This is a genomic window from Paenibacillus sp. A3 (assembly GCF_001399685.1).
In the GTDB taxonomy this organism is placed as follows: domain Bacteria; phylum Bacillota; class Bacilli; order Paenibacillales; family NBRC-103111; genus Paenibacillus_G.
This window is the reverse complement of sequence record NZ_JTHN01000073.1, coordinates 1-24,554: the sequence shown is the minus strand read 5'-3', so window position 1 is coordinate 24,554 and position 24,554 is coordinate 1. Positions and strand designations below refer to the sequence as shown.

The window sequence follows — 24,554 nt, the reverse complement described above, 5'->3', positions numbered from 1 at the left end:
TATCCAATACGATTCACTTACGCTTTGTTTCGATCCAGTTTTCAGGGAATAATAAGACCCTTGCGATCCAAGTTTGGAGATGCAAGGGTCTTTCGTGTTAATATGAGATTATAAAAAAACTCGTCCTACTGTGCATAGCAGGACGAGTCGTTCTCATTTATTTTTAAATAGCCGGATAAACTGTGCTTGCGAAGAAGGAAAATGATAACCAGGCGTGGAAGCAAAAGCCAAAGATGAACGAATACCAGGAAGCCGAGGAGCGATGGCGAGAGCCACGGATAGAGGCATCCCAGCAAGACCAAGACGATCCACAGCACATGGAAATGGAGCCGACGTACTTTGGTCATGGCGATATACGTGTCCGTACCCGGCACATAACCGAACCAGGGCAGTCGATAGGACCAGCTCCAGGCTAGAGGAGCATGCTTTACCTTCGTTCGGAGCAGGAGGCGAAGCAGAAACGTTTGGACGAGCGGTATACCGATCACTCCGACCGGGACACCAATCAACCCTGTAGGTAATGACGCAATAGACATCGCAATAGCAGCCCCAATAAAAGTGCAAACGGTTAAAATCCAATATACTTGAAAGAAGAGCGGCTTGTAATGTACTCGTTTAAGCAGACGGTAGGTATAGATGGTCGATTCTTTGGACAACGTTCGGTCTCTTGGCATCATAAGCCCCAATCCTCACTTGATGAACAAAATGAAAATTCACTACATATATCGGTAGGGTACAGGAAAATGTTGAGTTTGTCACGGGCTAACATGGATTTTCAACAAAAATATCGCGGAAAGGTTTGAGTTTTAAGAGAATTGGGCATACTGCTAGAAAAGAAGAGTAGAGGTGAATCGAACATGAGCGAAGAGCTGCAGCACGATTTCACGCCATCCTGCATCATTTGCGGGCAAACCAAAGAAAACGGCATCCTAATCATATCCGAATTCATATGCGAGGATTGCGAGAATGAAATGGTCCATACGGAAGTCAACGATGCCAAGTATCCTTTTTTCATACACCAGATGAAGCAAATTTTATATAAAAAGAATGCTTGAACGGCAAGCGAAAGGAAGCAAGCTCCGTTTTATCTCGGACAGGGATGGAAGCGGGCTTTTTTGTTTGGTACAATACTGCTAAAATTGTTTTTGAAATGAGGAAACAAGGTGTCACAGCATAGAGCGCCGCTGTACGAAGCATTGGCGGCCCATCGGGAATCGGGCGCGCTCAGCTTTCATGTGCCCGGTCATAAGTCGGAAGCGCAAGGGTATGCCGAAGCGGAGTCAGACTTCCGGCAGATCTTATTACTCGATAGGACGGAGATCGCGGGACTGGACGATCTTCACCATCCGGAAGAGGCGATTAAAGAAGCCCAGTCCTTAGCTGCAGCGTGCTTTGGAGCGGATGAAACTTTTTTTCTGGTGAACGGGAGTACGGCGGGAAATTTGGCGATGATCTTGGCAACCTGTCGCCGCGGTGATTTGCTGCTGGTGCAGCGGGATGCGCATAAATCCGTCATTCACGGACTGATGCTCGCCGGTGCGCAGGCGGTATTTATCTCCCCGCTGTGGGATCCGGAGAGCGGACTGAGCATGGGTGTGGCTGCAGAGGATGTCGAGCAGGCGCTGGATCGCTACCCTGAGGCCAAGGGGCTGCTTGTGACCAATCCGAGCTATTACGGCGTTACAAGCGATTTGAAGGCAATATCCGGCCTTCTGCATGGTCGAGGGAAGGTGCTGCTGGTGGATGAGGCGCATGGGGCTCATTTCGGTTTCCACCCCGATCTGCCTGCCTCGGCCTTATGCTGCGGGGCGGATGCGGTCGTGCAGTCCACCCACAAAATGTTGACGGCCATGACAATGGGCGCGATGCTGCACGTGCAGGGCCCGCGAATTCATCGCGGTGCCGTCCGAAAGACGCTTGCGATGGTGCAAAGCTCAAGCCCTTCCTATCCGATTATGGCGAGCCTGGACCTCAGCCGGCGGATGCTGCAGGAAGAGGGCGGGGAACGGATAGACCGGGGATTATCGGCTGTTCGGAGGGTAGTAGCCCATCTAAACGGACATAGCCGGTGGCAAACAAGAGATTTGACGGAACGCATGCTTCAGGTCGGTAGTCATCAGGACCCTTTTAAGGTGGCGCTGTACGACGCGTCCGGCTGTCTCGACGGTTTTACGTTAAAGGAGCGTCTGGAGCAGCAGGGCTGCTTCCCGGAGCTGGCAGACCCGACGTATGTTCTGCTTGCGTTCAGCCTAGCGAGCACCGAAGAAGCGGCGCAGCGGCTTATTGAAGCGCTGGAGCGGATAGACGAAGAAACACGGGACGAAGGAAGCGAGACGAAGCCGGGATTATGGGAGACCGAAGCCGCAGCGCAGCGGATATCCGAGCCGGTAACGTTCGATTGGGAATCCATCCACGAGGGGACGGAGACGAAGGTAGCGGTTCCCGTAGGCGAATGCGCAGGCCGCATCGCTGCCGAGATGATCGTGCCGTACCCTCCGGGCATTCCAGTCCTTTATCCGGGAGAGCGGATTACCGAACGGACGGCAGCGCATTTAACGCGGCTGGCTGCCTTAGGATCGCGTTTTCACGGGCATGACGTGACCGCCAGCGGCACCGTCCCGGTGCTGGAAACGCAGCAGGTAATTCCTTAGAGGCACAGGCGCATACACGAATAGTTTTGAATAGGCGGCGGTTTGTTCGCACGGCATCAAGAGAAGAAGCTCGCTATAGAGCGGAGAAACGGATTGCAACCGCTATCCGAGTCACTACAGGACAGGAGACATGCATGTGAAACGTGGCTTTTTTATAACGGTAGAGGGCGGAGAGGGCGCAGGCAAAACGTCTGCGATCCATGCCATCCTAGAGCAAGTCAAGATGCGAGGGTACGACGTGCTATCCACGCGGGAGCCCGGGGGCATTCCGATTGCCGAGCAGATTCGCTCGGTCGTTCTCGACCGAAACAATACGGAGATGGACCCGCGTACGGAAGCGCTATTGTATGCGGCCGCGAGACGGCAGCATTTGGCGGAGAAAGTCATTCCTGCGCTGGAAGCCGGCAAGGTCGTCGTATGCGATCGTTTTATCGACAGCAGCTTGGCGTACCAAGGGTATGCGCGCGAGCTTGGCATGGACGAGGTGTTTGCCATTAACCGGTTTGCGATCGGGGATTGGATGCCGGATTTGACGGTGTTCATGGACGTTCGTCCAGAGATCGGGCTGGGCCGGATTCGCGCCGATCAGGGACGGGAAGTGAACCGCCTGGACCTGGAGTCGATGACGTTTCACAACAAAGTGCGAGAAGGTTACTTGCAAGTACTCCGCCGATTCCCGGAGCGTGTCATACGGGTGGATGCGGAGCGGGAGCTGGACGAGGTGCTCGAAGATATTGGGCAAATGCTGAACCAAAAGCTACCCAAGCGAGTATGATATAATAGATATATTCCTTCTACACATGTTTATATATAAATGAAGGAATTTTTCAACCGCTTGTCTAATTATTAAGGTAGGTAGACGGATAACATTCCTTTGGCAAAGGAGGCTGGATGCATGAAATTGGTTATCGCCGTTGTGCAGGATAAGGACAGCAACCGTTTGTCGAACGCACTGATCAAAGAGGGCTTTCGCGCAACCAAGCTGGCGAGCACGGGAGGGTTCTTACGCGCCGGAAACACGACATTTATGATCGGTACGGAAGATGAGCGTGTCAACGAAGCGCTGCAAGTCATTAAAGCGAACTGCAAAATCAGAGAGCAAATGGTCACCCCGGTATCCCCGATGGGGGGAACGACGGATTCGTATATTCCTTTCCCTGTCGAAGTTCAGGTTGGCGGGGCGGCGGTGTTCGTGCTTCCGGTCGAGCGGTTCGAACATTTCTAGAAACGAGGTCGAGCCGAGTGAAAATCAACCCGGGTTGGCGCCCTTTCGGCAATGAGGTCGTCCGCAGTGAGAATACGTCATCCCAGCAGCTTCAAAAAATGTCGTTCTCCGATACGATGCAGCACCAGGAAGAAAGAGCAACCCGGGAGCAGCTTCAGCGCATCCTGCAGCAAATTGACCTGCAAGGTCAACGGCTGGCCAAGTCGATGACGGTACGCGAGCTCCGGCAGTATAAGCTGCTCGTGAAGCAGTTTCTGGAGGAAACGGCGCGGCGGGGAGTTCAGCTTCGCGATACGCGGGGCTGGGACCGAAGAGGCCGGACGAAGCGGTACAAACTGCTGGAGGAAATCGATGCCGAGCTGCTCGGCCTGGCGGACGAGCTGGTGGAAAGCGAACAGGGACGCATCGAGCTGCTGCAAAAAATCGGTGAAATTCGCGGAATGCTGATTAATTTATTTTTTTAGCGAAGCCGCCGATCTGGAAAGGAAATGCAGACCGTCATGTCTTTTCAAGCGATTACAGGGCAGGAGCGAGTCAAACGAATGCTGCAAAACAGCCTTCGGACCGACAAAGTTTCGCACGCGTATATATTTACGGGGGCGCCTGGGACCGGGCGGAGAGCGATGGCCCGGGCGTTCGCCCAAGCTATCTATTGCAAGGTGCTGCCGGACGATGCCTGCGGGGAATGCCTGGATTGCCGCAAGGTAGAGCATGGAAACCATCCTGATCTGCATTGGATCGTACCGGACGGCGCCTCCATCAAAATCGATCAGATTCGGGAGCTGCAAAAGCAGTTTGCTTATCGCGCCTCGGCCTCTAACATTAAAATGTATATACTGGAGGATGCGGATAAGCTGACCGTGCAGGCGGCGAACAGTCTGCTGAAATTTTTGGAGGAGCCGACCTCGCAGGTCGTAGCGGTTCTGATTACGGATAACGGACAAGCCCTGCTGCCGACCATTCGGTCGCGCTCCCAGTGGATTCCTTTTTTGCCAATGGGGCGAAGCGGCATGAAGGAGCTCCTTCTGCAGGAGGGACATCCGCCCGTGCTCGTGCAAGCGGCGGTGAATTTGGCCGCAGGACCGGAGGCGGCGCGCGAGCTGATTCAAGGAAATGGGTTTGCAGAACTCCGAAATTTGGTGATACAATTAGCTAGAGAGAGTTTGTCCCGATTGCCGTCCGCGATGCTGACCGCTCAGCAGAAGCTGGCAAAGGGCGAGTTTTCCGAACAATTGCCGCGCTTCATGGATATGCTGATTTTGTGGCTCAAAGATATGGTGCAGCTCAAGCTCGGCAGCCGCGAAGAATTGGTCTACACGGATCAACTGGACTGGATGTCGCAGCAAGCGTTGTCTTATTCGATGGAGCACTGGATTGCCTGCCTCGAGCAGGCGGTGGAGACGCAGAAACGATTGCGGTCCCATGCCAATCCCCAGCTCGCGCTGGAACATATATTAATGCGGCTCAAGGGGGTGTAAGATTGTTCTCCGTGGTAGGTGTCCGCTTCAAGAAGGCGGGCAAGGTGTATTACTTCGATCCGAGCGATCTGCCGATCGATCAAGACAGTGCGGTCATTGTCGAAACGGCGCGCGGAGTGGAGTACGGCCGGGTAGTGATTGGCCGAAGGACGGTAGGCGAGTCGGATGTTGTGCTTCCGCTGAAGAAGGTCATCCGCATTGCGGACCAGCAGGATGCACAGCTTGTTGAGGATAACAAGCAAGCGGCCAAAAATGCGTTTGCTATTTGTCAGGATAAGATTAAGGATCACCAGTTGCGCATGAAGCTGGTCGACGTTGAGTATACATTTGACCGGAACAAAATCATCTTTTACTTTACGGCCGAAGGCCGTGTCGATTTCCGGGAATTGGTCAAGGATCTGGCCAGCATTTTCCGGACGCGGATCGAGCTTCGCCAAATCGGCGTACGAGACGAAGCCAAGATGCTTGGAGGCATCGGGCCTTGCGGACGTATCCTGTGCTGCTCTTCCTTTCTGGGGGATTTCGAGCCGGTTTCGATCAAGATGGCGAAGGACCAGAACCTGTCGCTCAATCCGACGAAAATTTCCGGATTGTGCGGACGATTAATGTGCTGCCTCAAATATGAGCATGATAATTATGAAAGCGCCAAGGACGATCTTCCCCGCGTAGGCAGCGAGGTCATTACGTCGTTCGGCAACGGACGCGTGGTGTCGCTGAATGTCGGGGAGCGTACGGCGAAAGTGCAAATTTTCGATATTAAAAAAGTGATGGATCTTCCTTTGGATGATGTAGTGGAGCAGCAGTAAAAAGCCAGTCGCTGCTTCTGCAGCTTGAGGTGAGAGAAAAGCGTGGATAAAAGGGATATATTCGTACAAATCGATCAAATGGAAGAACAGATGGGCACGCTGTATGCCGAGCTAGGTGACATCAAGCGGCAGATTATCGAGCTGCTGGAGGAGAACAAGCGGCTGGGTATCGAGAATCAGCAGCTGCGCAAGCTGCTGAAGAAAGATGCCGAACCGATGCTGCCCGTGCTTCAAGCAGCCGGCGCGAGCGTCCCTGTTTCGATGAAAGAAACGACCGGTGAAGGCTACGACAATTTGGCACGCATCTATCACGAAGGCTTTCACATTTGCAATGTCTATTATGGGCATTTGCGTACGGAAGGCGACTGCTTGTTCTGCATGTCATTTTTGAATAAATAACGATGCGCCGTAGAGGAGAATGACTCTTCTACGGTTTTTTTTGAAGAGTTTAGATATGGTACATAATAATCGGCAGAAAGAGGAATACGCTTGGAACGAGTCCCGATCTATGAGCGGGAGCGAATCGACGATTTGCTTACGCACGATTTAAGAATTATTCAGAGCGACGAAGTATTCAGCTTTTCGATGGATGCGGTGCTGATTGCGCGCTTTTGCTCGGTGCCGCCGAGAGGGCGTATCGTCGATCTGTGCTCCGGCAACGGCGTCATTCCGCTGCTGCTGACCACCCGGACGAAAGCGCACATTACGGGCGTAGAAATTCAAGCCAGATTGGCGGATATGGCCCAGCGGAACGTGCAGCTGAACGGGCTGGAGGAGCGAATCCACATTCGGCATGGTGATTTGCGTGAGTCACCTGCCGAGCTGGGGAACGGCGCCTTCGATTTGGTGACGGTCAATCCTCCGTATTTGCCTGTCCCGAATGGGGATCAGAACATAAATGAGCACGTAGCTGCCGCCCGGCACGAGCTGTTCTGCACGTTGGAGGATGTGGTGCGGGCAAGCAGTCGGCTGGTGCGCAGCGGCGGCAAAGTCGCCATGGTGCATCGGCCGAGCCGCTTGGTCGATATTTGCTGCACGATGCGGCAGTACCGGCTGGAGCCGAAACGGATCCGGTTCGTTCATCCCCGGGCCGATGCGGAAGCGAATATGGTGCTCATCGAAGCGCTTCGCGACGGAAAACCGGAGGTTCGCATGCTTCCGCCCTTGATTGTTTACAAGAATGAAACGGAATATACGGATGAGCTGATGGAGGTCTATTACGGCCGCCGAGCTGCGCTCGCCGATCCGTCCAATACTTCATTATAGAAGGAATCGATGTCCGTGAACGTTCAAAAAAGCTATGCCAACGAAAGCCGTCGTCAAGGCAGCCTTTATCTGGTAGGAACTCCAATCGGCAATCTGGAGGACATGACCTACCGTGCCGTTCGGGTGCTTGGCGAAGTGCAGTGGATCGCCGCCGAGGACACCCGGCAAACGCGCAAGCTGCTCACGCATTTCGACATTTCGACCCGGCTCGTCAGTTACCACGAGCACAATAAGCAAGCCAGCGGCCCGGAGCTGATCCGGCTCATGCAGGAGGGCGATTCCATCGCACTCGTCAGCGACGCCGGGCTGCCTGCGATCTGCGATCCGGGCGCGGATCTGGTCCGCCTCGCCATCGAAGCGGATATCCCGGTCATCCCTATTCCCGGAGCTAACGCCGCACTGTCCGGGCTGATCGTGTCGGGGCTACCGACCGAGCGGTTCACCTTCGTCGGCTTCCTGCCGCGGGACAAAAGGCCCCTCGAACGGGAGCTTACCGCCTTGAAGCGGGGGCCCGGCACGGTAATCTGCTACGAATCTCCACACCGCCTGGTGAAGACGCTGACGGCGATGGCCGAAACGATCGGCGAGACCCGGGAAATATGCCTGGTCCGCGAGCTGACCAAGAAATACGAGGAAGCCGTCCGCGGCACGATCCGCGAATGCCTGGACCATCTGAACGAGCACCCGCCTCAAGGCGAGTACGTGCTTATCCTCCGCGGCGTCAGCCCGGAAGAAGCCGAGGCATCCGGCGAAGCCCTGTGGTGGGCCGCTTTAACCCCTGCGGAGCATGTCGCCCGCTATGAGGCTGACGGCCTAGACCACAAAGAGGCTTTGCGCCGCGCCGCCCAAGACCGCGGCGTCCCGAAGCGCGAGTTGTATAACCTGCTTCATCAGGGCAGCTAAAAGGAAATAGTTTACAACAGCCGCGCCTCCTATATAATAGAAGAGACAAGATGTTAGGCCTATGGCCAAAATCGGGTAATAAGACTTATCTGTGTTGCGCGAATCGATGAGAAGGAAACGTAGGCGTCCTGAGAGCAGCTAAGTATCATGGGCGCGTTATAACGAACGGTGAAAGTTAACGGAGCCTCTTCCGCTTGTGTGGTATCACATTTGCAGTATCGTGGTTGTGCTCGGGCGTCGGTGGTCTTTCAAGTAATCAGCGCCTTTGTGCGATGCTCCTTCAGCAGCGAGCTCTCCGACGCACGAGCTGTCGAGTGCGTCCCGCTCTGCTCGAACAAAAGCTGTCGAGGCTTGCCTCGATGCGGGTCGTAGCAGGTATGAAGAATCAAACGCCGCCGTGTGCGCATGCACTGCTTCGTAAGAGCGCCGACGTGAAGCGTGTCTTCATGCCGAGCCCGCAGGGTTCGCATGGAGACGAACGCGCTCACTGCACCCAAGCTGCGTCGAAGCGCTTGCGGGGTCCAGGGGCTGCGGCCCCTGGGGTCCCCCTTAGGAAGGGGGATTTAGGGGGATGGAAGCCACTTAGGGGGATGGAGCCTCCGCATAAAAAAAATCCCCGATTCGGACAACCACGAATCAGGGATATAGAGGAGATATGAAAAAGGTTAGAATTACCAAAGTAAAATGTGCTATCTCTATTATAACCTATTTTTTTTATTTTGTCACAGGTATTGGCATTTCAGATAAGCATTCGTGGCAAACAATTTTTCCTTTGAAGTAGGAAACGTTCTCAGCATTGCCGCAAAAGATACAGGCTGGCTCATATTTCTTCAACATGATGCGCTCGCCGTCAACGTAAATTTCCAATGCGTCTTTTTCGCCAATGCCTAAAGTACGGCGCAATTCGATCGGAATAACGACACGACCCAATTCATCTACTTTTCTAACAATACCGGTGGATTTCATCATAAAAAATTCCCCTCTCTAAGAAGTACATAATGAAGTATAGTGTTTCAAAAGATTTATCGTCATGTTTCGACATTTCTTTACACATATGATACCAACCATTCCCAAAATAGTCAACCAAAAAATATGAGTTTTCCTTGTTATTTTATGGTATACGAGGTGGGTTATGCAAAATTCAGTAAAAACAAACGTTCAAAAACGAGAAAATCGTTGTTTTTTATAATACACATCGTACTAAGAAAGGGTCTGTCACCAGAAGATTGAAGTATATATAAAAAAAGAAAACACAAGAATGGAAGCTTGAATTCGACATATTTCGACAAATTTTATGTTCTTTTTACGAGAGTATTGTCGAATAAATAGCCGGAGCCGATAGGAGGATGTTCATGACCACTCCCCTTCAAGAAGAAAAAGTATTCAAGGATCCCGTGCACAAATACATCTACGTCCAAGACCAAACGATCTGGGACCTGATCAACACCAAGGAGTTTCAACGCCTCAGACGAATTCGCCAGCTTGGCACCTGCTTCCTGACGTTCCACGGCGCGGAGCACAGCCGGTTTTCCCACTCGCTCGGCGTTTACGAGGTTACCCGCAAAATCATTTCGCAGTTCGAGCGCAACAAGTACGAGGACTGGCCGCGGGAGGAGCGGCTTCTGTGCCTGTGCGCTTCGCTGCTGCATGATGTCGGGCACGGCCCGTTCTCTCATTCGATCGAGAAAACGTTCGGGACGCACCACGAGGAATGGTCATGCCGCATCGTTCTCGGAGACACGGAAGTGAACCAGGTCCTGCGCCGCGTATCGCCTACGTTTCCACAGCAGGTGGCCGGCGTGATCGCTAAAACGTACAATCAGGAAATCGTCGTCAGCCTCGTATCGAGCCAGCTTGATGCCGATCGGATGGACTACCTGCTGCGGGATGCCTATTTCACCGGCGTGAATTACGGCACATTCGATCTGGAACGCATCCTGCGCGTCATGCGCCCATATCAGGGTCATATTGTTGTGAAGGAAAGCGGCATGCATGCGGTGGAGGATTACTTGATGTCCCGGTACCAAATGTATTGGCAGGTCTACTTTCATCCGGTGACCCGGAGCGCCGAAGTATTGCTTCACAACATTTTTCAAAGAGCGAAGCACCTTCATGAGGAAGGCTTTGCCTTCCGCTTCTTATTACATCCGCTACCGAACCTGTTCCGTCAAAAAATGACGGTACACGACCATTTTTTAATGGACGAGGCGTTCATGCAGACGGTACTGATGCAATGGTCCTTCGAAGAGGACCCGGTGCTTTCCGACCTATGTACCCGGTTTCTGCAGCGGCAGCTGTTCAAGTATGTGACGCTTGAGAAAATCGACGCCCGGCAAATCGAGCAACTCCGGGATCAAATGCGAAGCTTCGGCATCGATCCGGACTACTACCTGGACATCGATTTTCCTTCCGATCTATCGTATGATGTGTACAGGCCCGGCGAACAGGATGAGAAGCTGCCTATTCTGCTGCTTGACTCGCGGGATACCCTGACGGAAATATCGCGGAAATCGGAAATTGTCCGCTCCATCAGCGGCATTCATATGGGAAAATACCATTTGTATTACCCACGGGAGCTGCTTTTGAACCATGCCGATAAATTGGATAGAAATCTTCGAAAACTGCTCGATCTTTAACCGTCATCACCTGCTCTTACAACCAGAACATAATATAAGGAGAAAAAGATGATAACCGATACACACGCACACTTGAATGCGCCGCAGTTCGATGAAGATCGACAGGAAGTCATCGAGCGCGCTCGCGCAAACGGAATCAGTCGAATCGTTAATGTCGGTTTTAACCGGGAGACGATCCCGAGCTCTATCGCTTTGGCGGAACAGTACGATTTTATTTATTCGACCGTGGGCTGGCATCCGACCGATGCGAAGGACATGACGCCGGAGGATCTCGAATGGATCGAATCGCTGTGCGGACACGAGAAAGTTGTCGCCATTGGGGAAATCGGCCTGGATTATTACTGGGATACGTCTCCCAAAGACGTGCAGGACCGCGTATTTCGCCAGCAAATTCGGCTTGCGAGGAAGGTCGGCCTGCCGATCGTGATCCATAACCGCGACGCGCATCATGACGTCGTGCAGACGCTTCGCGAAGAGAATGCAGCGGAGGTCGGAGGGGTCATGCATTGCTACTCCGGCAGCTGGGAGACGGCCAAGATGTGCCTCGACATGAACTTCTATATTTCGTTCGGCGGTCCCGTCACGTTCAAGAATGCGAAGCAGCCGAAGGAAGTGCTCGAGAAGGTGCCGCTCGACCGTTTATTGATCGAAACCGATGCACCTTATCTGGCTCCTCACCCGTATCGGGGAAAACGAAATGAGTCCTCTTATGTGCGCCTGGTCGCCGAGACGGCTGCCGAAATTAAAGGGATAACTTTGGAAGAATTGTGTGAAATCACCACAGCGAATGCGAGCCGGCTTTTTGGCTTAACGTGAATAAATACACAGATTCGAACAAGCGGATTTTCTTTCGAATCGAGATAATCGAAGAAAAATATATAAAAACATACGACTTGTGAAGAGAAAGATGGTTTTTGAGATTGATTTAGCTTCAATTGGCTGGAATTGATCCAAAACCATCCTTTTTTTCGAAGTTTGTATACTTTACAACTGTGGTGCTCCCATCGTAAACTCAATAATAACTTCATAACGATTACCAAAATCCAACATCGCTGAGTTTCCGAAAGGGAAACGGGGGAACCACATCGCGGCAGTTAAGGCGCAGCTTTGACCGTTGTGGTGTTTTTTTAGGGGTGAATCCTCATCGTGCATGGGTAACATGCACTGGGGTAGGGCGACTCTCAAGTCCGAATCCGTCAGCTAACCTCGTAAGCGTCCAGAGAGAGGTAACGATTGTCGTGAGCTTTTATTTCATTTTGGCCAAAATGAAAAAGTCACGGGAAGGTTCCTCTTCTCCGCTGACTTTTTTTGTGTTCTCCCGTTCATTTGGGATATTAACCGGAGCCGGTTTAACCAACACAAGTTGAAGGAGGTGGCCGCCGCAGGCAAGTAGTTCTGATGGCAGCAGATAAAATTGTTGGAATGGCAATCAAACCATTTTACCATAGTCGCGTCAGATTAAATCATGCATAACACTCGGATGGCGGGGCTTTAAGGAGGACCGAACAAGTGGGCGCTGTGAACCATGAGCAACCCCATGTAAGACGATCATCCAGCATGTCCTTCGCATTGCGATGGAAGCATGAAAACTTGCGTATGATATCGATTATTGCCCTCATTTCATTCGCTATGACTTTCATGTTCTTACTGATGTATCACGGTACGGCCACCAAGCGCGTATCAGTCGTTGTAGACGGACAAGAACGTACGTTCCAGACCCGGCAAGGGGTTCTACAGCGCATACTGGATGAGCAAGGCATTGCTGTAGGAGAATACGACCGGGTGTCGCATTCCCTTCAAGCTTCGGTAAAGTCTGGAGATCGCATTACGATCGACAAGGCAAAGCCGGTGCAGTTGACAGCAGATGGAGAGACGAAGACCGTTTATACGACAGGGAAAACGGTGGAGACCGCGCTGGCGGATTTAAAAATCGGGCTCGGCGAGCTCGATAAGGTAACCCCCGATTTGACGACGGAAGTCGCCGACAACGCGCCGATCAAAGTGGTCCGCGTAAAGAAAGAAACCGAAGAAGTGAAAGAACCGATCCCGTTTGAGACGGTGAAGAAGAACGAGCCGCAGCTGCTCAAAGGCAAGGAACAGGTGGTTCAAGAAGGGCAAGAGGGCATTCTGCTCAAGAAAAAGGAAAAGCTGTTCGAGGACGGGGCGCTCGTCGCCGAGAATGTCGTCGATCAACAGGTGCAAGCGCAAAGCATCAAGAAAATCGTAGCCGTAGGAACGAAAAATCCGGTCACTATTTTATCCGCTTCTTCGCCGAACGTCGACGAATTGACTAAAAACGGGGTTAAGTTCGCATACAAGCAAGTGATTAACAATGTGAAGCTTACAGCGTACTCGGCCGATGCCGACTCGACAGGAAAAAGCAGCGGGCATCCGCAGTACGGGGTAACTTCTTCAGGCACGAAAGTAATGGAAGGTCGCACAATTGCCGTAGACCCCAAAGTAATTCCGATGGGCTGGTGGGTATATATCGAAGGAATCGGCTTCCGCCGAGCGGAAGATACCGGCAGCGCGGTGAAAGGGAATGTGATCGACGTTTATTTTGACAGCAGTGACTACGCCAATCGTTTCGGTTCAAAGAAGGGCACCACGGTGTATGTCATCGGGCCGAAAAAGCCGTCGGTCGATTAAGGATGCGCAATTAGGGCAGACTCATCATATATAGAACGGAAAGAAGAGGTACGGTTAATGTCCCTCTTCTTTTTCTCTTGTTTATGAAAGAAGGTACGGCTTAAAGAAATGATCAAGGAAATCATCGTTGTGGAAGGAAAAGACGATACCGTCGCCATTAAGCGGGCGGTGGAAGCGGAAACGATCGAGACGGGCGGCTCCGCGATTAACAAAGACGTTTTGAAGCGGATTCGGCTTGCTCAGGAACGGCGCGGCGTCATCGTATTCACGGACCCGGACCATGCAGGCGAGCGTATCCGTAAAATCATCGCCAAGGAAGTACCGGGCTGCAAGCATGCCTTCCTGACGCAAGAAGCCGCAACGAGCCGTGGAGATATCGGCGTCGAGAATGCCTCCGTCGAAGCGATTCGCGAGGCGCTGGAGAACGTGCGGACGGATGGGAAAAGGGGCGAATCCGCCATCGCTTGGGAAGACCTGATCGAAGCGGGACTCATTGTCCATCCGGAAGCGGCTTCCAGACGGCTTGAAATGGGGAAGCGGCTTGGGATCGGGTACTGCAACGGCAAACAGTTCTACAACCGCTGCCGGATGTTTCAAATTTCGCGCGAAGAGTTCGAGGCGGCCCGGCGGCATTTGGATAAAGAAGAGGGTGCGAGCTCATGACGACGGAACATCGCGGACAACGGTCCGGACAAGCTGCCGAGGATATCGCTTCGCCGAAGCGGACCAAGGAGCTCATTCAAAAGTACGGCTTCACGCTCAAAAAAAGCCTGGGGCAAAACTTTTTGATCGATCAAAACATTTTAACCAAAATCGTCTCCGCCGCCGAGCTTGACTCGGGCAAAGGGGCCTTGGAAATCGGACCGGGGATTGGCGCGCTCACCCAACAGCTGGCCAAGACGGCCGGACGGGTCGTAGCGGTCGAAATCGACCAGCGGCTTCTGCCGATGCTGAAAGAAACGCTCGAGCCTTATCCTCACGTTTCCGTCGTCCACGGAGATGTATTGAAAACCGATCTTCGCGAGCTGTTCGAGGCTCTTTTTCGCGACGTCTCGAAGGTCAGCGTCGTGGCAAACCTGCCGTATTACGTAACGACTCCCATCGTGATGAAGCTGCTGGAAGAAAAGCTTCCGCTGGAGCATATCGTCGTGATGATCCAGAAGGAAGTCGCCGACCGGATGGCGGCGAAGCCCGGGGGTAAAGATTACGGGAGCCTGAGCATCGCCGTACAGTATTACTGCGAGCCGGAAGTCGTCACCATTGTGCCCCACACCGTATTTATCCCGCAGCCGAACGTCGACTCCGCCGTGATTAAGCTGAAGGTGCGCGAGCGGCCGCCGGTGGAAGTGGAGGACGAAAGCTTTTTCTTCGATGTCGTTCAAGCCAGCTTCGTGCAGCGCCGCAAGACGATTTATAACAATCTGGCCGCCAGATATTTTACGAAGGAGACCAAAGGACAGCTGGAAGGCATTCTCCGGAATGCCGGCATCGAGCCCTCACGCCGCGGGGAGACGCTGTCGATCGAGGAATACAGCGTTCTGAGCCGGCATTTGGCCGCCGCGTTGAAGGGCTAGCCGGCCCGGACGATCGTAGGCGGTTGTCCCTGCACCATTTGCCCATATCCGCCATACGATAGTCGAGGAGGCGATGCAGCCATGAAGCAGGGAGACCTGGTCACTCGGAAGTCGTATGGCGGTGACGTTATATTCAAAATTCAGGAATTTCGGCAGCAGCAGGCCATATTACGCGGTGTGGAACTTCGCTTGCTAGCGGATGCCCCGTTCCGGGATTTGGAGATGGCCCCGCAGATCGATCCCCTTGAAGCGATAGGGGCGATGCGTCCCAAATGGCTGGAAGCCATGAGACGGTTGGGAGCCGGAGCGGCGCCGCAGACACAATCGGATGGATTGCAAGGCACGGAGCCTGCGGAGTCCTCCAAACCGCGCCCGGCTTACTTTGAATTGCCTGGCAAAGTACTGCATTTGGACGGCGACCCGAATTATTTGCGCAAATGCATGCTTCTCTACAATGAGCTCCGCGTTCCGGCGGACGGCTACTATGTTGCGGAGGCGAATATGGCCGATGCGCTTTACCGCCTGCTGCCCCAGCTGCAGCCGGATATCGTCGTGATTACGGGTCACGACGGGCTTCTGAAGCAGCGCGGGCGAACCTATGGAGATATTACCCAACTGACCAGCTACAAAAACTCGCACAATTTCGTCAATGCCGTTCGCGTGGCCCGTCAGTTCGAAAAAAACCGCGATGTCCTGACGGTCGTCGCAGGAGCGTGCCAGTCGCATTTTGAGGCGCTGATGCAGGCCGGGGCCAATTATGCCAGTTCGCCGGCCCGCGTGTTGATTCACGCGCTCGATCCCTTGTGCATCGCGGCCAAGGTAGCTTTTACCCCTATTAAGGATACGGTGAATATCGTCGATGTCATCGGGTTGACACATAGCGGATTGGAAGGGCTGGGCGGTATCGAATCCCGCGGGAGCTATCGCCGGGGCGTTCCCCGAATTGAATATGCGATTCGTAAATAAGCGCCGAAAGGTGCTTTTTATTTTGCCTTGCACGCCAACTTTTTACAATTTTGTGAACGGGATGCCCTCATTTTTTTGGAATACCGCATCACATTAAGGAAAAATTCCGTTGACAACCGGTTTGTATGGCTGATATAATATTCGGCTTAAATTGACATACTACTGTCGTTGCGTTATAATCGTTAAGGAAAGAGGTGGTAGTGGTCAATGGCAAAAAATGCGCTGTTGGAGATCAAACGTAGTTTGGAACCTCATGTCGGACAGAAGATTATGTTAAAAGCGAATGGTGGTCGCCGTAAGACAATCGAACGATCCGGTGTATTGGAGGAAACCTACCCTTCCGTTTTTATTGTCAAGCTGGATCAGGAACAGCACGCATTCAAGCGCGTTTCTTACAGCTACGCAGACATCCTGACAGAATCCGTCGAAGTTACTGTGCATGGCGATGACGGTGAAGTACGGATTACGATACATCAATAAATACATAACGGTTGGCCGTACTTGCGGTCAGCCGTTTTTTTAATGGATGGCGAGGCTCCCCCTCTTCTTGGAAAAGACTGCGGGACCGTATGATTCTGCTGCGTCAGGCGCATAATAGATCGTACGGATACCATCATAGTTATGAGGGGGGACGCGATATGGGACGCAGAAGTCGGGGCGTCATGTCGGAATCATTCAAATACGAGCTGGCCAAAGATTTGGGCTTCTATGAGACGGTTCAGCGGGAAGGCTGGGGCGGCATTCGTACGAAGGATGCGGGCAACATGGTCAAGCGCGCGATCCAAATCGCCGAGCAGGCTTTGGCGAACCAGCAATCGGCGGCTGCGCCGGTACGCGAACCGGTCGGATTCCAGCCGGCGCCGGTTGTTTCTCAAGCCTATACGCCTTACGGTCAACCGCCTTACGCCGGGCTGCCGCCTGCTTATGCGATTGCCCCAAATCCGGTTCAAACGGGCTACACCTCCTTTGCGCCGTAAGGGCGGAACTTCATTTCCGGAGAATCCTCAAGCTAGAGCGCCCGTTATGGAGCTTTAGCTTTTTTTTGTAGCGCTTTTGGTATAGTATTAGGATGAACGGCATCATGCCTTCGATTATCGGGATGACAGACAGGTGCAAAGAAGGTGTCGACATGAAAGTGTTTGAGAAAGCGCCGGCAAAAATCAATTTGTCGCTGGATGTTTTACATAAGCGTGAAGACGGTTACCATGAGGTCGAAATGGTGATGACCATGGTCGATTTGGCGGACCGTATCGAGATGCAGGAGCTGCCGCGCGATACGATCATTATCTCCAGCCAAGCCGGGTATATCCCGCTCGACGAAAAGAACCTTGCCTTTCAGGCGGCCCGGCTCATTAAAGACCGGTACGACGTAAAGCAGGGCGTATATATTCATTTGGACAAAAAGATTCCCGTCGCCGCGGGTCTGGCCGGAGGAAGCAGCGATGCGGCAGCGACGCTGCGCGGCTTGAACCGGCTGTGGAGGCTCGGAATCGGAACGGACGAGCTGCAGAAGCTTGGAGCCGAGCTCGGCTCGGACGTGCCCTTTTGCGTGACGGGAGGGACGGCTATTGCTCGCGGTCGGGGAGAAAAGCTGGAGCCGATCGAATCGCCGCCTCAGTGCTGGGTCATTTTGGCCAAGCCTCCGATCAATGTGTCCACCTCGGAAATATACGGCAAGCTAAACGCTGCCGGAATCCGGAAGCATCCGTCGACGGAAGGCGTCCTTCGGGCGATTCGCGAGAAACGGTTCGATCTTCTGTGCGGCGAGCTGGGCAACGTGCTGGAGGAAGTGACGTTGGACCTGTATCCCGAAGTGCGCCAGCTGAAGGAAGTTATGATCAAGCTGGGCGCCGAAGGCGTGCTCATGTCGGGCAGCGGTCCGACGGTGTTCGGCCTTGTGTCCAAGGAAACGAAAATCCCGCGTATTTATAACGGGCTGCGGGGATTTTGCAAGGATGTGTTCGCTGTCCGCCTGCTTACGTAAAGGAGCCAATGAATGTCACGTTTGTGTCATCATCTTTTGCATGGACAGCTTGAATGAATACGTATAAAAATGGTATATTCACAATATATTATTCGGATTTATAGCTATTTATCCGACGTGTAGGGGGAACGCTCATGAAGAAATTAAAAAGAAGCGCAAGATTGGTCGAGATGACCCAATACTTGCTGATCCGCCCCCATACGCTGATTCCTTTGACGACATTCGCAGACCGATACAATTCCGCCAAATCGTCCATCAGCGAAGATTTGGCCATCATTAAAGAAGTGTTTGAAGAGGAAGGCCTTGGGGAGCTTCAGACGCTCGCTGGTGCAGCCGGCGGCGTCAAGTTCATACCGAAAGTATCGAAATCGCATTCATTGCAATTCATCACCCAGTTGTGCCGCCAGTTGGAGCAGCCCGAACGCATCCTGCCGGGCGGGTATTTGTACATGTCCGATATTATGGGGCAGCCGATGATTTTGAATGAAGTCGGCAAAATGTTCGCTTCCGCCTTTTCGGGGAACGATATCGATGTGGTCATGACGGTGGAAACGAAAGGCATCCCGCTGGCCTATGCCACGGCTACTTATTTGAACCTGCCGGTCGTCATCGTGCGCCGCGACAATAAAGTGACGGAAGGTTCCGCCGTCAGCATCAACTACGTATCCGGTTCGAACAAACGCATCCAGACGATGTCTTTGTCCAGACGGGCGCTCAAGGAAGAAGCCAAGGTGCTGATCATCGACGATTTCATGCGGGTGGGCGGAACGATTCACGGCATGATGGATTTGCTGCAGGAGTTTAAAGCCACGGTCAAAGGCGTCGGCGTATTCGTCGAGTCGGGCGAAGTCGAAGAGCATTTGGTCGAGGATTACGTCTCGCTTGCCAAGCTGTCCGCCGTCGACCCGAAGACACGGCAGATTACGGCCGAGCCGGGCAACTATTTTCAAGAAGAGGTTTCTAATCTAATTGAGGAGTGACAAATGCATATGACATTAGAACGTATCTCTACGGACCGGGCGCCTGCCGCTATCGGTCCTTATTCACAAGCGATCAAATTCGGCAATCTGTTATTTACCTCCGGTCAAATTCCGCTCAATCCCGAAGGCCAAATCGTCGAAGGCGGCATTGCCGAGCAGACGCACCAAGTCTTCCGTAATTTGAAAGCGGTATTGGAGGAAGCGGGGGCAACATTCGAGAGCGTGATCAAGGCAACGGTGTTTATCAAAGACATGAATCAGTTCGCCCAGGTGAATGAAATCTATGCAACCTACTTCGGAGACCACAAACCGGCGCGTTCAACTGTCGAAGTTGCACGACTGCCGAAGGACGTTTTTGTCGAAATCGAGCTTATTGCGGCGTTAAGTGTCGAATAATTTCAAATTTATAAAGTATTTATAAAATTGCTCAAAAACTTTAGAGATTTAGCAGGAATTTGCCCTAAAATGTGGAATTTATAGTTCATGTCTCCAAGATGGAAAAAGGTGGTGAATCAGAAGTGCAAATTACAGACGTCAGACTTCGCAGGGTGAACTCCGAGGGCAGAATGAAAGCCATTGCTTCCATTACCATCGATAACGAATTTGTAGTCCATGACATTCGTGTGATTGACGGTAACAACGGCATGTTCGTGGCCATGCCTAGCAAGCGGACCCCGGACGGAGAATTCAGAGATATCGCTCACCCGATTTCCTCTTCAACCCGCGAGAAAATTCAAGCGGCCGTGTTAGCGGAATATGAGCGTGCCGCAACGGAAGAGGAAGTCATTGAAGAAGGAGCTTAATACGATCTATGAAGAGGGCCAAAAGGCTCTCTTTTCTTTTATAACCGGGCAGGATATATTGGGACTGGCGTTTCACGGACAGAAACCGTATCATAAAAAGAAAACAATACATTGGATCAAAGGGGATGGACGAAACTTGAACATCATGGGGATCGTACTGGCAGCAGGTCAGGGGAAACGAATGAAATCGAAATTATATAAAGTACTGCACAGGGTATGCGGTAAACCAATGGTCGATCATGTGGTCACCGCATTGGAAAATATACATGCTTCTCGCACAGTCGTCGTCGTCGGTCACGGAGCGGAAGCCGTTCAAGCGTATTTGGGCGACCGGGTCGAGTATGCGCTGCAGGAGCAGCAGCTTGGGACAGGCCACGCCGTGCTTCAGGCCAAAGATCTGTTGGCCGCGGAGGACGGCTTGACGATTGTCATCTACGGAGATACGCCGCTGATTTCGGACAGCACCCTTGAAGGAATGATCAAGCTGCACCGGGAGAAGGGCGCGGCGGCTACGCTGCTGACGGCGGTTGTGGACGATCCTACCGGCTACGGGCGGATCATCCGGGACGAGCGCGGGTACGTGACACAGATCGTGGAGCAGAAGGACTGCAACGAGGCGCAGCGCCTGGTCAAGGAAACGAACGTCGGCACCTACTGCTTCGACAATCGGAAGCTGTTCGAAGCGCTGGCGCTTGTGAAAAACGACAATGCGCAGAACGAATACTACATTACGGACGTAATCGGCATTCTGGTCGGTCAGGGGCAGATTGTCGAAGGCTACGTGCTGGAAGACGAGGCAGAGTCGTTCGGCGTGAATGACCGTCTGCAATTGTCCGTGGCGGAGCAAACGATGCGCGAGCGGATTAACCGCCGTCATATGCTCGCCGGGGTGACGATGATCGATCCGGCAAGCACCTATATTGAAGCGGACGTACAGATCGGAGCGGATACGATAGTGCTGCCGGGAACGGTGCTTCGGGGGAAAACGGTGATCGGCGAAGACTGTGTCATCGGACCGCAAGCGGATATCATGGATAGTTCGATCGGCAGTGGCGTCACCATCAAGCACTCTGTTCTGCAGGAAGCGGTCGTCGGCGATGGATCGTCCGTAGGACCATATGCTTATTTGCGGCCGGGAGCGGACCTTGGCCAGAACGTGAAAATCGGCGATTTCGTCGAAATCAAAAATGCCAAGCTTGCGGACGACGTGAAGGTGTCGCATTTAAGCTACGTCGGCGATGCGGTCATCGGCCGGAACGTCAACTTCGGCTGCGGAGCGATTACCGTTAACTATGACGGCTTCAACAAGCAGCTGACCGAAGTGGAGGAAGATGCGTTTATCGGCAGCAACGTCAACCTCATCGCTCCGGTCAAAATCGGCAAGGGAGCCTATGTCGTGGCCGGTTCTACCATTACGCACGAAGTCGGGGGCGGCGACGTGGCGATTGCCCGGGAACGTCAGGTGAACAAGCAGGGCTACGCCGACAAGCTTCGCACCAAATTTGCGGCGAAGAAGGCGAAGAAGTAAGAGCGGAGCGAACTTATCGCAAGGAACTTGCCGCTAATCCTATACAGTGATGTTTCGAACCTCCTTCAATTGGGTAAAGTAGTAAGAAGCTAGGGCTTCACCCAAATTGAAGGAGGTTTTCTTATGGCTACATCGCTCAAAGCGGAAGCACGGACAGGCCGGACGAAAAGCGACCGCAACCGGCTGCGGGCCGAGGGAAAAGTCCCCGGCGTCGTCTACGGAAAAAAAGTGACGCAGACGCCGATCGCCATCGACCAGAAGGAACTGCTTGCGCTGCTGAAGACGAATCCGCATGCGGTTATCGACTTGGACGTTCCGCAATTTGGCAAGCAGCCGGTCATGATCAACGAAGTGCAGCGGGATGCGCTGAGCCGCCAGCTGCTGCATGTCGATTTTCATCAGATCAATATGGACGAGCCGGTCCAGACGACGGTTCGGCTGGAATATATCGGAGACCCTGAAGGGGTTAAGGTCGGCGGGATTCTGCAGATTCAGCACCACGAAATCGAGATCCGCTGCCTGCCGCAGCAGATCCCGGCTTCTATCGAAGTCGATGTCAGCGGGCTTGAAATCGGACAAAGCATGCTCGTATCCGAGCTCAAGCTGCCGGAGGGCGTCGAGGTGAAGACGGACGCGCACGACGTGGTCGCCACGATCCTGACGCCGCAGAAAGAAGCCGAGCCGGAAGCGGAAGCCCCCGAGGGGAATGCCGCCGAGACGGCGGAGAAGGCTGAAGCATAAATTAGAGAGAGCGTATCGGTTTGGATCGATGCGCTTTTTCTTTATGTCCGCGGACGCTGTACCTGCCCCTTATCGCGAAATTGGCGTGGGACGTTTTTTTCGGTTATGATAAGTTTAGGGTATCGTTTCACCCCATGGCGTTGAAAGGGGCAGGTCAGGTTGAAATGGTTTGTGGGTCTCGGCAATCCGGGACGGCAGTACGAATTGACGCGGCATAATATCGGTTTTATGGCGCTGGACCGTTTTGCCGATAAGCACGGCATCAAAATAACGCAAAGCAAATGCAAGGGACTGCTGGGAGAAGGCCATGTCGCGGGACAGAAGGTGTATCTGCTGAAGCCGCAGACGTACATGAACTTGTCGGGGGAATCGATCCGCGCTTTTATGGATTTTTACAAAGCGGCCATCGAGGACCTTATCGTCGTCTATGACGATCTGGATACTTCCTACGGGCAAATCCGGCTGCGCTACCAAGGAAGCGCGGGCGGGCATAACGGGATCAAGTCGGCTATCGCCCACTTGGGCACGCAATCGTTTCAGCGCATTCGAATGGGCATTTCGCGGCCCGCGCCCGGCAGAGACATCGCCGATTACGTGCTGAGCCCGTTCAGCAAAGAAGAATTTCAGCAGATGCCCGGAGTGCTCGACAAGACGGTGGATGCCATGGAGCATATCTTGGAGCATCCGTTCGAGAAGACGATGGCCAAATTCAACGGCTGAGCCCTATTATCCATTTCGTCAAGAAAAAACGTTAGCCTAGAGGCTAATCTCCTCCCATCCCGGCCATAATAAGTAAAAACGGCGCTTGGCAAGGCAAGCGGGAGGAGGAAGTCCAATGGCCCTGAAATATGTTTGTCGTCATTGTCAGACCGTAATCGGAGAAATCCGGCAGGGGGAAGTGAGCGAGTTTCAACTCGGTTTCCATTTCTTGACCCCCGAGGAGCGGAGAGATATAATATCGTATAACCCGAATGGGGATGTCACCGTCAAGGTGGTTTGCGATTACTGCAAGGAAGCGCTGGATGCCAATCCGGAGCTCTCGCTCCTCGCGAATCCTCTGCAATAGGGGTTGTTCGCATTTTCGGCTATCCGGCTTTTTGGTTGAGGATCGGCCTAAAGTCCGGTGAATAAGAGGCCGCTGCGCGGGCGGATCGTCCTTCCGATTCGCTGCTTCAGAAGCGATGACGCCCGCACTGCTGCTTATTCACGGGACTTCTAGGCTTTTTTAGTGTTACGCGGTTGAGAGGGGTGTCCTGTTTTGCAGGCTTTAATTCAGGCGTTCTCCGCGGACAACGATTTTCAAAGCGTCGTGTCCGGCCTACGTTCGGGGATGAGAGAACAATTAATAGCCGGGTTGACCGGTTCTTCGCGGCAGGTGATGCTGGCTTCGCTTTACGAGGAGCTGCAGCAGCCTCTATTTGTCGTGACTCACAATATGTTTTCTGCGCAAAAGATGTTCGAAGATTTGGCGGAGCTGGTGCCGGAAGGCCAAGTTCTGCTGTTTCCGGCCCAGGAGCTTCTGGCAGCCGAAGCGGCCATTGCAAGCCCGGAAATGCTGGCGCAGCGGATCGACGCGCTGTCCAAGCTGGCGGACAGCTTTCGCGGGATCGTCATCGTGCCGTATGCCGGGATGCGGCGGCTGCTGCCGGACCAGACGTCGATTGCGGAAGCCCGGCTTCGCGTAGCCGTCGGGGATACGCTTGATCTGGAGTCGTTTATCGGCCGCATGGTCGAGCTCGGCTACGAACGGGTGGAGCGTGTCGAGAACAAAGGAGAGCTGAGCGTTCGCGGAGGCATTATCGATTTTTATCCGCTCACTTCGCCGAACCCGTACCGGATTGAGCTGTTCGATATTGAGGTGGACTCGATTCGGACGTTCGACCCGGCCGATCAGCGATCGATCCATAAATGCTCCGAGCTTGTCATTACGGCCTGTCGTGAAATCGTAGTCGACCGTAAACGGTTACAACCGGCGGCGCAGCATGCATATGAGCTGCTTCAGGAGCAGATCGGCAAAATGTCGGATCGCGGGGCGAAGGACCGGCTGCTTGAAGGGATCGGCCACGAGATTGAGCTGCTTCGCGAGGGGCAGCATTTTCAAGGGATGTTCAAATACGTTTCCTTGCTGTTCCCGCAGCGTCAGACGCTGCTCGATTATATGCCCAAGGATTCCATTCTTATCGTGGACGAACCGGCCCGGCTGCTCGAGACGGCAAAGCAGTTGGAGAAGGACGAGGCCGAATGGATGACCATGTCTCTGCAGGACGGCAAGTGCCTTCCGCAGCTCGTGCTGTCGAAGCCGTACGAGACGCTGCTGCACCGCAGACCGTATCCGACCTTGTACATGTCGCTGTTCCTGCGGCA

The 24,554-nt window shown here is 53.2% G+C and carries 28 protein-coding genes, 2 pseudogenes and 1 riboswitch; of the genes and pseudogenes, 27 read left to right on the top strand and 3 right to left on the bottom strand.

Translation table 11 applies throughout. From position 1 onward, the window contains the following. Positions 1-125: 125 nt before the first annotated feature. Complete coding sequence (locus QJ48_RS10860) at positions 126-677, bottom strand: hypothetical protein (protein ID WP_054973623.1); 552 nt, start codon at positions 675-677, stop codon at positions 126-128. Between the two features lie 180 nt (positions 678-857). Here QJ48_RS10860 and QJ48_RS10855 point away from each other — a divergent pair, with 180 nt between their 5' ends. The 10 genes from QJ48_RS10855 to rsmI all read left to right on the top strand — a co-directional run bounded on the left by QJ48_RS10855 (position 858) and on the right by rsmI (position 8,329). Then, positions 858-1,055, top strand: coding sequence for a sigma factor G inhibitor Gin (locus QJ48_RS10855; protein WP_010501655.1), 198 nt, complete (start codon positions 858-860; stop codon positions 1,053-1,055). 108 nt (positions 1,056-1,163) lie between these two features. Next, entirely contained in the window at positions 1,164-2,651 is a 1,488-nt protein-coding gene (locus QJ48_RS10850; RefSeq protein WP_054973622.1) for an aminotransferase class I/II-fold pyridoxal phosphate-dependent enzyme, read from the top strand. A 130-nt stretch (positions 2,652-2,781) separates the two neighbouring features. After that, positions 2,782-3,426, top strand: coding sequence for a dTMP kinase (tmk, locus tag QJ48_RS10845; RefSeq protein ID WP_054973621.1), 645 nt, complete (start codon positions 2,782-2,784; stop codon positions 3,424-3,426). Positions 3,427-3,546: 120 nt separating this feature from the next. Next, the gene (locus QJ48_RS10840) at positions 3,547-3,876 is read left to right on the top strand and encodes a cyclic-di-AMP receptor (protein WP_010501661.1); all 330 of its coding nucleotides are present in this window, start codon (positions 3,547-3,549) and stop codon (positions 3,874-3,876) included. A gap of 17 nt (positions 3,877-3,893) precedes the next feature. Further along, on the top strand, positions 3,894-4,340 hold the full coding sequence (locus QJ48_RS10835) for a YaaR family protein (RefSeq protein ID WP_054973620.1): 447 nt from the start codon (positions 3,894-3,896) through the stop codon (positions 4,338-4,340). Between the two features lie 36 nt (positions 4,341-4,376). After that, entirely contained in the window at positions 4,377-5,354 is a 978-nt protein-coding gene (holB, locus tag QJ48_RS10830) for a DNA polymerase III subunit delta' (RefSeq protein WP_054973619.1), read from the top strand. Positions 5,355-5,356: 2 nt separating this feature from the next. After that, positions 5,357-6,160, top strand: a complete 804-nt coding sequence (locus QJ48_RS10825; RefSeq protein ID WP_054973618.1) for a stage 0 sporulation family protein — start codon at positions 5,357-5,359, stop codon at positions 6,158-6,160. A 42-nt stretch (positions 6,161-6,202) separates the two neighbouring features. Next, the gene (gene yabA / locus QJ48_RS10820; protein WP_054973617.1) at positions 6,203-6,559 is read left to right on the top strand and encodes a DNA replication initiation control protein YabA; all 357 of its coding nucleotides are present in this window, start codon (positions 6,203-6,205) and stop codon (positions 6,557-6,559) included. Positions 6,560-6,649: 90 nt separating this feature from the next. After that, the gene (locus QJ48_RS10815) at positions 6,650-7,426 is read left to right on the top strand and encodes a tRNA1(Val) (adenine(37)-N6)-methyltransferase (protein ID WP_054973616.1); all 777 of its coding nucleotides are present in this window, start codon (positions 6,650-6,652) and stop codon (positions 7,424-7,426) included. 9 nt (positions 7,427-7,435) lie between these two features. Continuing rightward, positions 7,436-8,329 carry a 16S rRNA (cytidine(1402)-2'-O)-methyltransferase gene (rsmI, locus tag QJ48_RS10810; RefSeq protein WP_193394423.1) on the top strand — a complete coding sequence of 298 codons (894 nt, stop codon included), beginning with the start codon at positions 7,436-7,438 and terminating at the stop codon, positions 8,327-8,329. Between the two features lie 248 nt (positions 8,330-8,577). Here rsmI and QJ48_RS37435 read toward each other — a convergent pair whose 3' ends face one another. Together QJ48_RS37435 and QJ48_RS10800 are read right to left on the bottom strand one after the other, a co-directional pair. Then, complete coding sequence (locus tag QJ48_RS37435; protein ID WP_237762869.1) at positions 8,578-8,817, bottom strand: hypothetical protein; 240 nt, start codon at positions 8,815-8,817, stop codon at positions 8,578-8,580. 226 nt (positions 8,818-9,043) lie between these two features. Continuing rightward, a complete protein-coding gene (locus QJ48_RS10800) occupies positions 9,044-9,298 on the bottom strand; it encodes an AbrB/MazE/SpoVT family DNA-binding domain-containing protein (RefSeq protein ID WP_010501678.1) in 255 nt (84 codons plus the stop codon). 383 nt (positions 9,299-9,681) lie between these two features. Between QJ48_RS10800 and QJ48_RS10795 the strand changes: the two genes are divergently transcribed. The 17 genes and pseudogenes from QJ48_RS10795 to QJ48_RS10715 all read left to right on the top strand — a co-directional run. Beyond that, entirely contained in the window at positions 9,682-10,965 is a 1,284-nt protein-coding gene (locus tag QJ48_RS10795) for an HD domain-containing protein (protein ID WP_054973614.1), read from the top strand. A gap of 48 nt (positions 10,966-11,013) precedes the next feature. After that, positions 11,014-11,781 carry a TatD family hydrolase gene (locus tag QJ48_RS10790; RefSeq protein ID WP_054973613.1) on the top strand — a complete coding sequence of 256 codons (768 nt, stop codon included), beginning with the start codon at positions 11,014-11,016 and terminating at the stop codon, positions 11,779-11,781. A gap of 224 nt (positions 11,782-12,005) precedes the next feature. Continuing rightward, positions 12,006-12,196, top strand: a riboswitch (cyclic di-AMP (ydaO/yuaA leader). 326 nt (positions 12,197-12,522) lie between these two features. Next, positions 12,523-13,614 (top strand): 3D domain-containing protein, encoded by a 1,092-nt coding sequence (locus tag QJ48_RS10785; RefSeq protein WP_193394422.1) that lies wholly within the window; start codon positions 12,523-12,525, stop codon positions 13,612-13,614. A gap of 108 nt (positions 13,615-13,722) precedes the next feature. Further along, positions 13,723-14,277: a ribonuclease M5 gene (gene rnmV, locus QJ48_RS10780; RefSeq protein ID WP_054973611.1), complete on the top strand. Its 555-nt coding sequence runs from the start codon at positions 13,723-13,725 to the stop codon at positions 14,275-14,277. Next, the gene (gene rsmA / locus QJ48_RS10775) at positions 14,274-15,188 is read left to right on the top strand and encodes a 16S rRNA (adenine(1518)-N(6)/adenine(1519)-N(6))-dimethyltransferase RsmA (protein ID WP_054973610.1); all 915 of its coding nucleotides are present in this window, start codon (positions 14,274-14,276) and stop codon (positions 15,186-15,188) included. The genes rnmV and rsmA overlap by 4 nt, the downstream gene beginning before the upstream one ends. Before the next feature lie 81 nt (positions 15,189-15,269). Beyond that, positions 15,270-16,154, top strand: coding sequence for a sporulation peptidase YabG (yabG, locus tag QJ48_RS10770; RefSeq protein WP_054973609.1), 885 nt, complete (start codon positions 15,270-15,272; stop codon positions 16,152-16,154). Between the two features lie 207 nt (positions 16,155-16,361). Then, complete coding sequence (gene veg / locus QJ48_RS10765; RefSeq protein ID WP_010501694.1) at positions 16,362-16,634, top strand: biofilm formation stimulator Veg; 273 nt, start codon at positions 16,362-16,364, stop codon at positions 16,632-16,634. 158 nt (positions 16,635-16,792) lie between these two features. Beyond that, positions 16,793-16,972, top strand: a pseudogene (locus tag QJ48_RS36805) (small, acid-soluble spore protein, alpha/beta type); the annotation flags it as partial. A 311-nt stretch (positions 16,973-17,283) separates the two neighbouring features. Further along, positions 17,284-18,138, top strand: coding sequence for a 4-(cytidine 5'-diphospho)-2-C-methyl-D-erythritol kinase (ispE, locus tag QJ48_RS10755; RefSeq protein ID WP_036690525.1), 855 nt, complete (start codon positions 17,284-17,286; stop codon positions 18,136-18,138). Positions 18,139-18,272: 134 nt separating this feature from the next. Next, positions 18,273-19,118, top strand: a complete 846-nt coding sequence (purR, locus tag QJ48_RS10750; RefSeq protein WP_025846823.1) for a pur operon repressor — start codon at positions 18,273-18,275, stop codon at positions 19,116-19,118. 9 nt (positions 19,119-19,127) lie between these two features. Further along, entirely contained in the window at positions 19,128-19,514 is a 387-nt protein-coding gene (locus QJ48_RS10745) for a RidA family protein (protein WP_036690522.1), read from the top strand. Between the two features lie 122 nt (positions 19,515-19,636). Further along, on the top strand, positions 19,637-19,921 hold the full coding sequence (gene spoVG, locus QJ48_RS10740) for a septation regulator SpoVG (protein WP_010501706.1): 285 nt from the start codon (positions 19,637-19,639) through the stop codon (positions 19,919-19,921). Positions 19,922-20,057: 136 nt separating this feature from the next. After that, positions 20,058-21,449 carry a bifunctional UDP-N-acetylglucosamine diphosphorylase/glucosamine-1-phosphate N-acetyltransferase GlmU gene (gene glmU, locus QJ48_RS10735; protein WP_054973624.1) on the top strand — a complete coding sequence of 464 codons (1,392 nt, stop codon included), beginning with the start codon at positions 20,058-20,060 and terminating at the stop codon, positions 21,447-21,449. A gap of 123 nt (positions 21,450-21,572) precedes the next feature. Continuing rightward, positions 21,573-22,190, top strand: a complete 618-nt coding sequence (locus QJ48_RS10730) for a 50S ribosomal protein L25 (RefSeq protein ID WP_054973608.1) — start codon at positions 21,573-21,575, stop codon at positions 22,188-22,190. Positions 22,191-22,349: 159 nt separating this feature from the next. Beyond that, positions 22,350-22,910: an aminoacyl-tRNA hydrolase gene (gene pth, locus QJ48_RS10725; RefSeq protein WP_054973607.1), complete on the top strand. Its 561-nt coding sequence runs from the start codon at positions 22,350-22,352 to the stop codon at positions 22,908-22,910. A 115-nt stretch (positions 22,911-23,025) separates the two neighbouring features. Next, positions 23,026-23,256, top strand: a complete 231-nt coding sequence (locus tag QJ48_RS10720; RefSeq protein ID WP_010501715.1) for an anti-sigma-F factor Fin family protein — start codon at positions 23,026-23,028, stop codon at positions 23,254-23,256. A gap of 192 nt (positions 23,257-23,448) precedes the next feature. After that, positions 23,449-24,554 (top strand): annotated as a pseudogene (locus tag QJ48_RS10715) (transcription-repair coupling factor); the annotation flags it as partial.

What these genes read in the sequence shown, in the direction of transcription:
- QJ48_RS10730 (WP_054973608.1), top strand. Translation starts at nt 21,573, where the DNA reads ATGGCTACATCGCTCAAAGCGGAAGCACGGACAGGCCGGACGAAAAGC.
- ispE (WP_036690525.1), top strand. Translation starts at nt 17,284, where the DNA reads ATGAAAGTGTTTGAGAAAGCGCCGGCAAAAATCAATTTGTCGCTGGAT.
- rnmV (WP_054973611.1), top strand. Translation starts at nt 13,723, where the DNA reads ATGATCAAGGAAATCATCGTTGTGGAAGGAAAAGACGATACCGTCGCC.
- QJ48_RS10720 (WP_010501715.1), top strand. Translation starts at nt 23,026, where the DNA reads ATGGCCCTGAAATATGTTTGTCGTCATTGTCAGACCGTAATCGGAGAA.
- QJ48_RS10860 (WP_054973623.1), bottom strand. Translation starts at nt 677, where the DNA reads ATGATGCCAAGAGACCGAACGTTGTCCAAAGAATCGACCATCTATACC.
- QJ48_RS10790 (WP_054973613.1), top strand. Translation starts at nt 11,014, where the DNA reads ATGATAACCGATACACACGCACACTTGAATGCGCCGCAGTTCGATGAA.
- QJ48_RS10800 (WP_010501678.1), bottom strand. Translation starts at nt 9,298, where the DNA reads ATGATGAAATCCACCGGTATTGTTAGAAAAGTAGATGAATTGGGTCGT.
- rsmA (WP_054973610.1), top strand. Translation starts at nt 14,274, where the DNA reads ATGACGACGGAACATCGCGGACAACGGTCCGGACAAGCTGCCGAGGAT.
- yabG (WP_054973609.1), top strand. Translation starts at nt 15,270, where the DNA reads ATGAAGCAGGGAGACCTGGTCACTCGGAAGTCGTATGGCGGTGACGTT.
- QJ48_RS10785 (WP_193394422.1), top strand. Translation starts at nt 12,523, where the DNA reads ATGTCCTTCGCATTGCGATGGAAGCATGAAAACTTGCGTATGATATCG.
- QJ48_RS10855 (WP_010501655.1), top strand. Translation starts at nt 858, where the DNA reads ATGAGCGAAGAGCTGCAGCACGATTTCACGCCATCCTGCATCATTTGC.
- purR (WP_025846823.1), top strand. Translation starts at nt 18,273, where the DNA reads ATGAAGAAATTAAAAAGAAGCGCAAGATTGGTCGAGATGACCCAATAC.
- QJ48_RS10840 (WP_010501661.1), top strand. Translation starts at nt 3,547, where the DNA reads ATGAAATTGGTTATCGCCGTTGTGCAGGATAAGGACAGCAACCGTTTG.
- QJ48_RS10745 (WP_036690522.1), top strand. Translation starts at nt 19,128, where the DNA reads ATGACATTAGAACGTATCTCTACGGACCGGGCGCCTGCCGCTATCGGT.
- rsmI (WP_193394423.1), top strand. Translation starts at nt 7,436, where the DNA reads ATGTCCGTGAACGTTCAAAAAAGCTATGCCAACGAAAGCCGTCGTCAA.
- tmk (WP_054973621.1), top strand. Translation starts at nt 2,782, where the DNA reads ATGCATGTGAAACGTGGCTTTTTTATAACGGTAGAGGGCGGAGAGGGC.
- QJ48_RS10795 (WP_054973614.1), top strand. Translation starts at nt 9,682, where the DNA reads ATGACCACTCCCCTTCAAGAAGAAAAAGTATTCAAGGATCCCGTGCAC.
- holB (WP_054973619.1), top strand. Translation starts at nt 4,377, where the DNA reads ATGTCTTTTCAAGCGATTACAGGGCAGGAGCGAGTCAAACGAATGCTG.
- veg (WP_010501694.1), top strand. Translation starts at nt 16,362, where the DNA reads ATGGCAAAAAATGCGCTGTTGGAGATCAAACGTAGTTTGGAACCTCAT.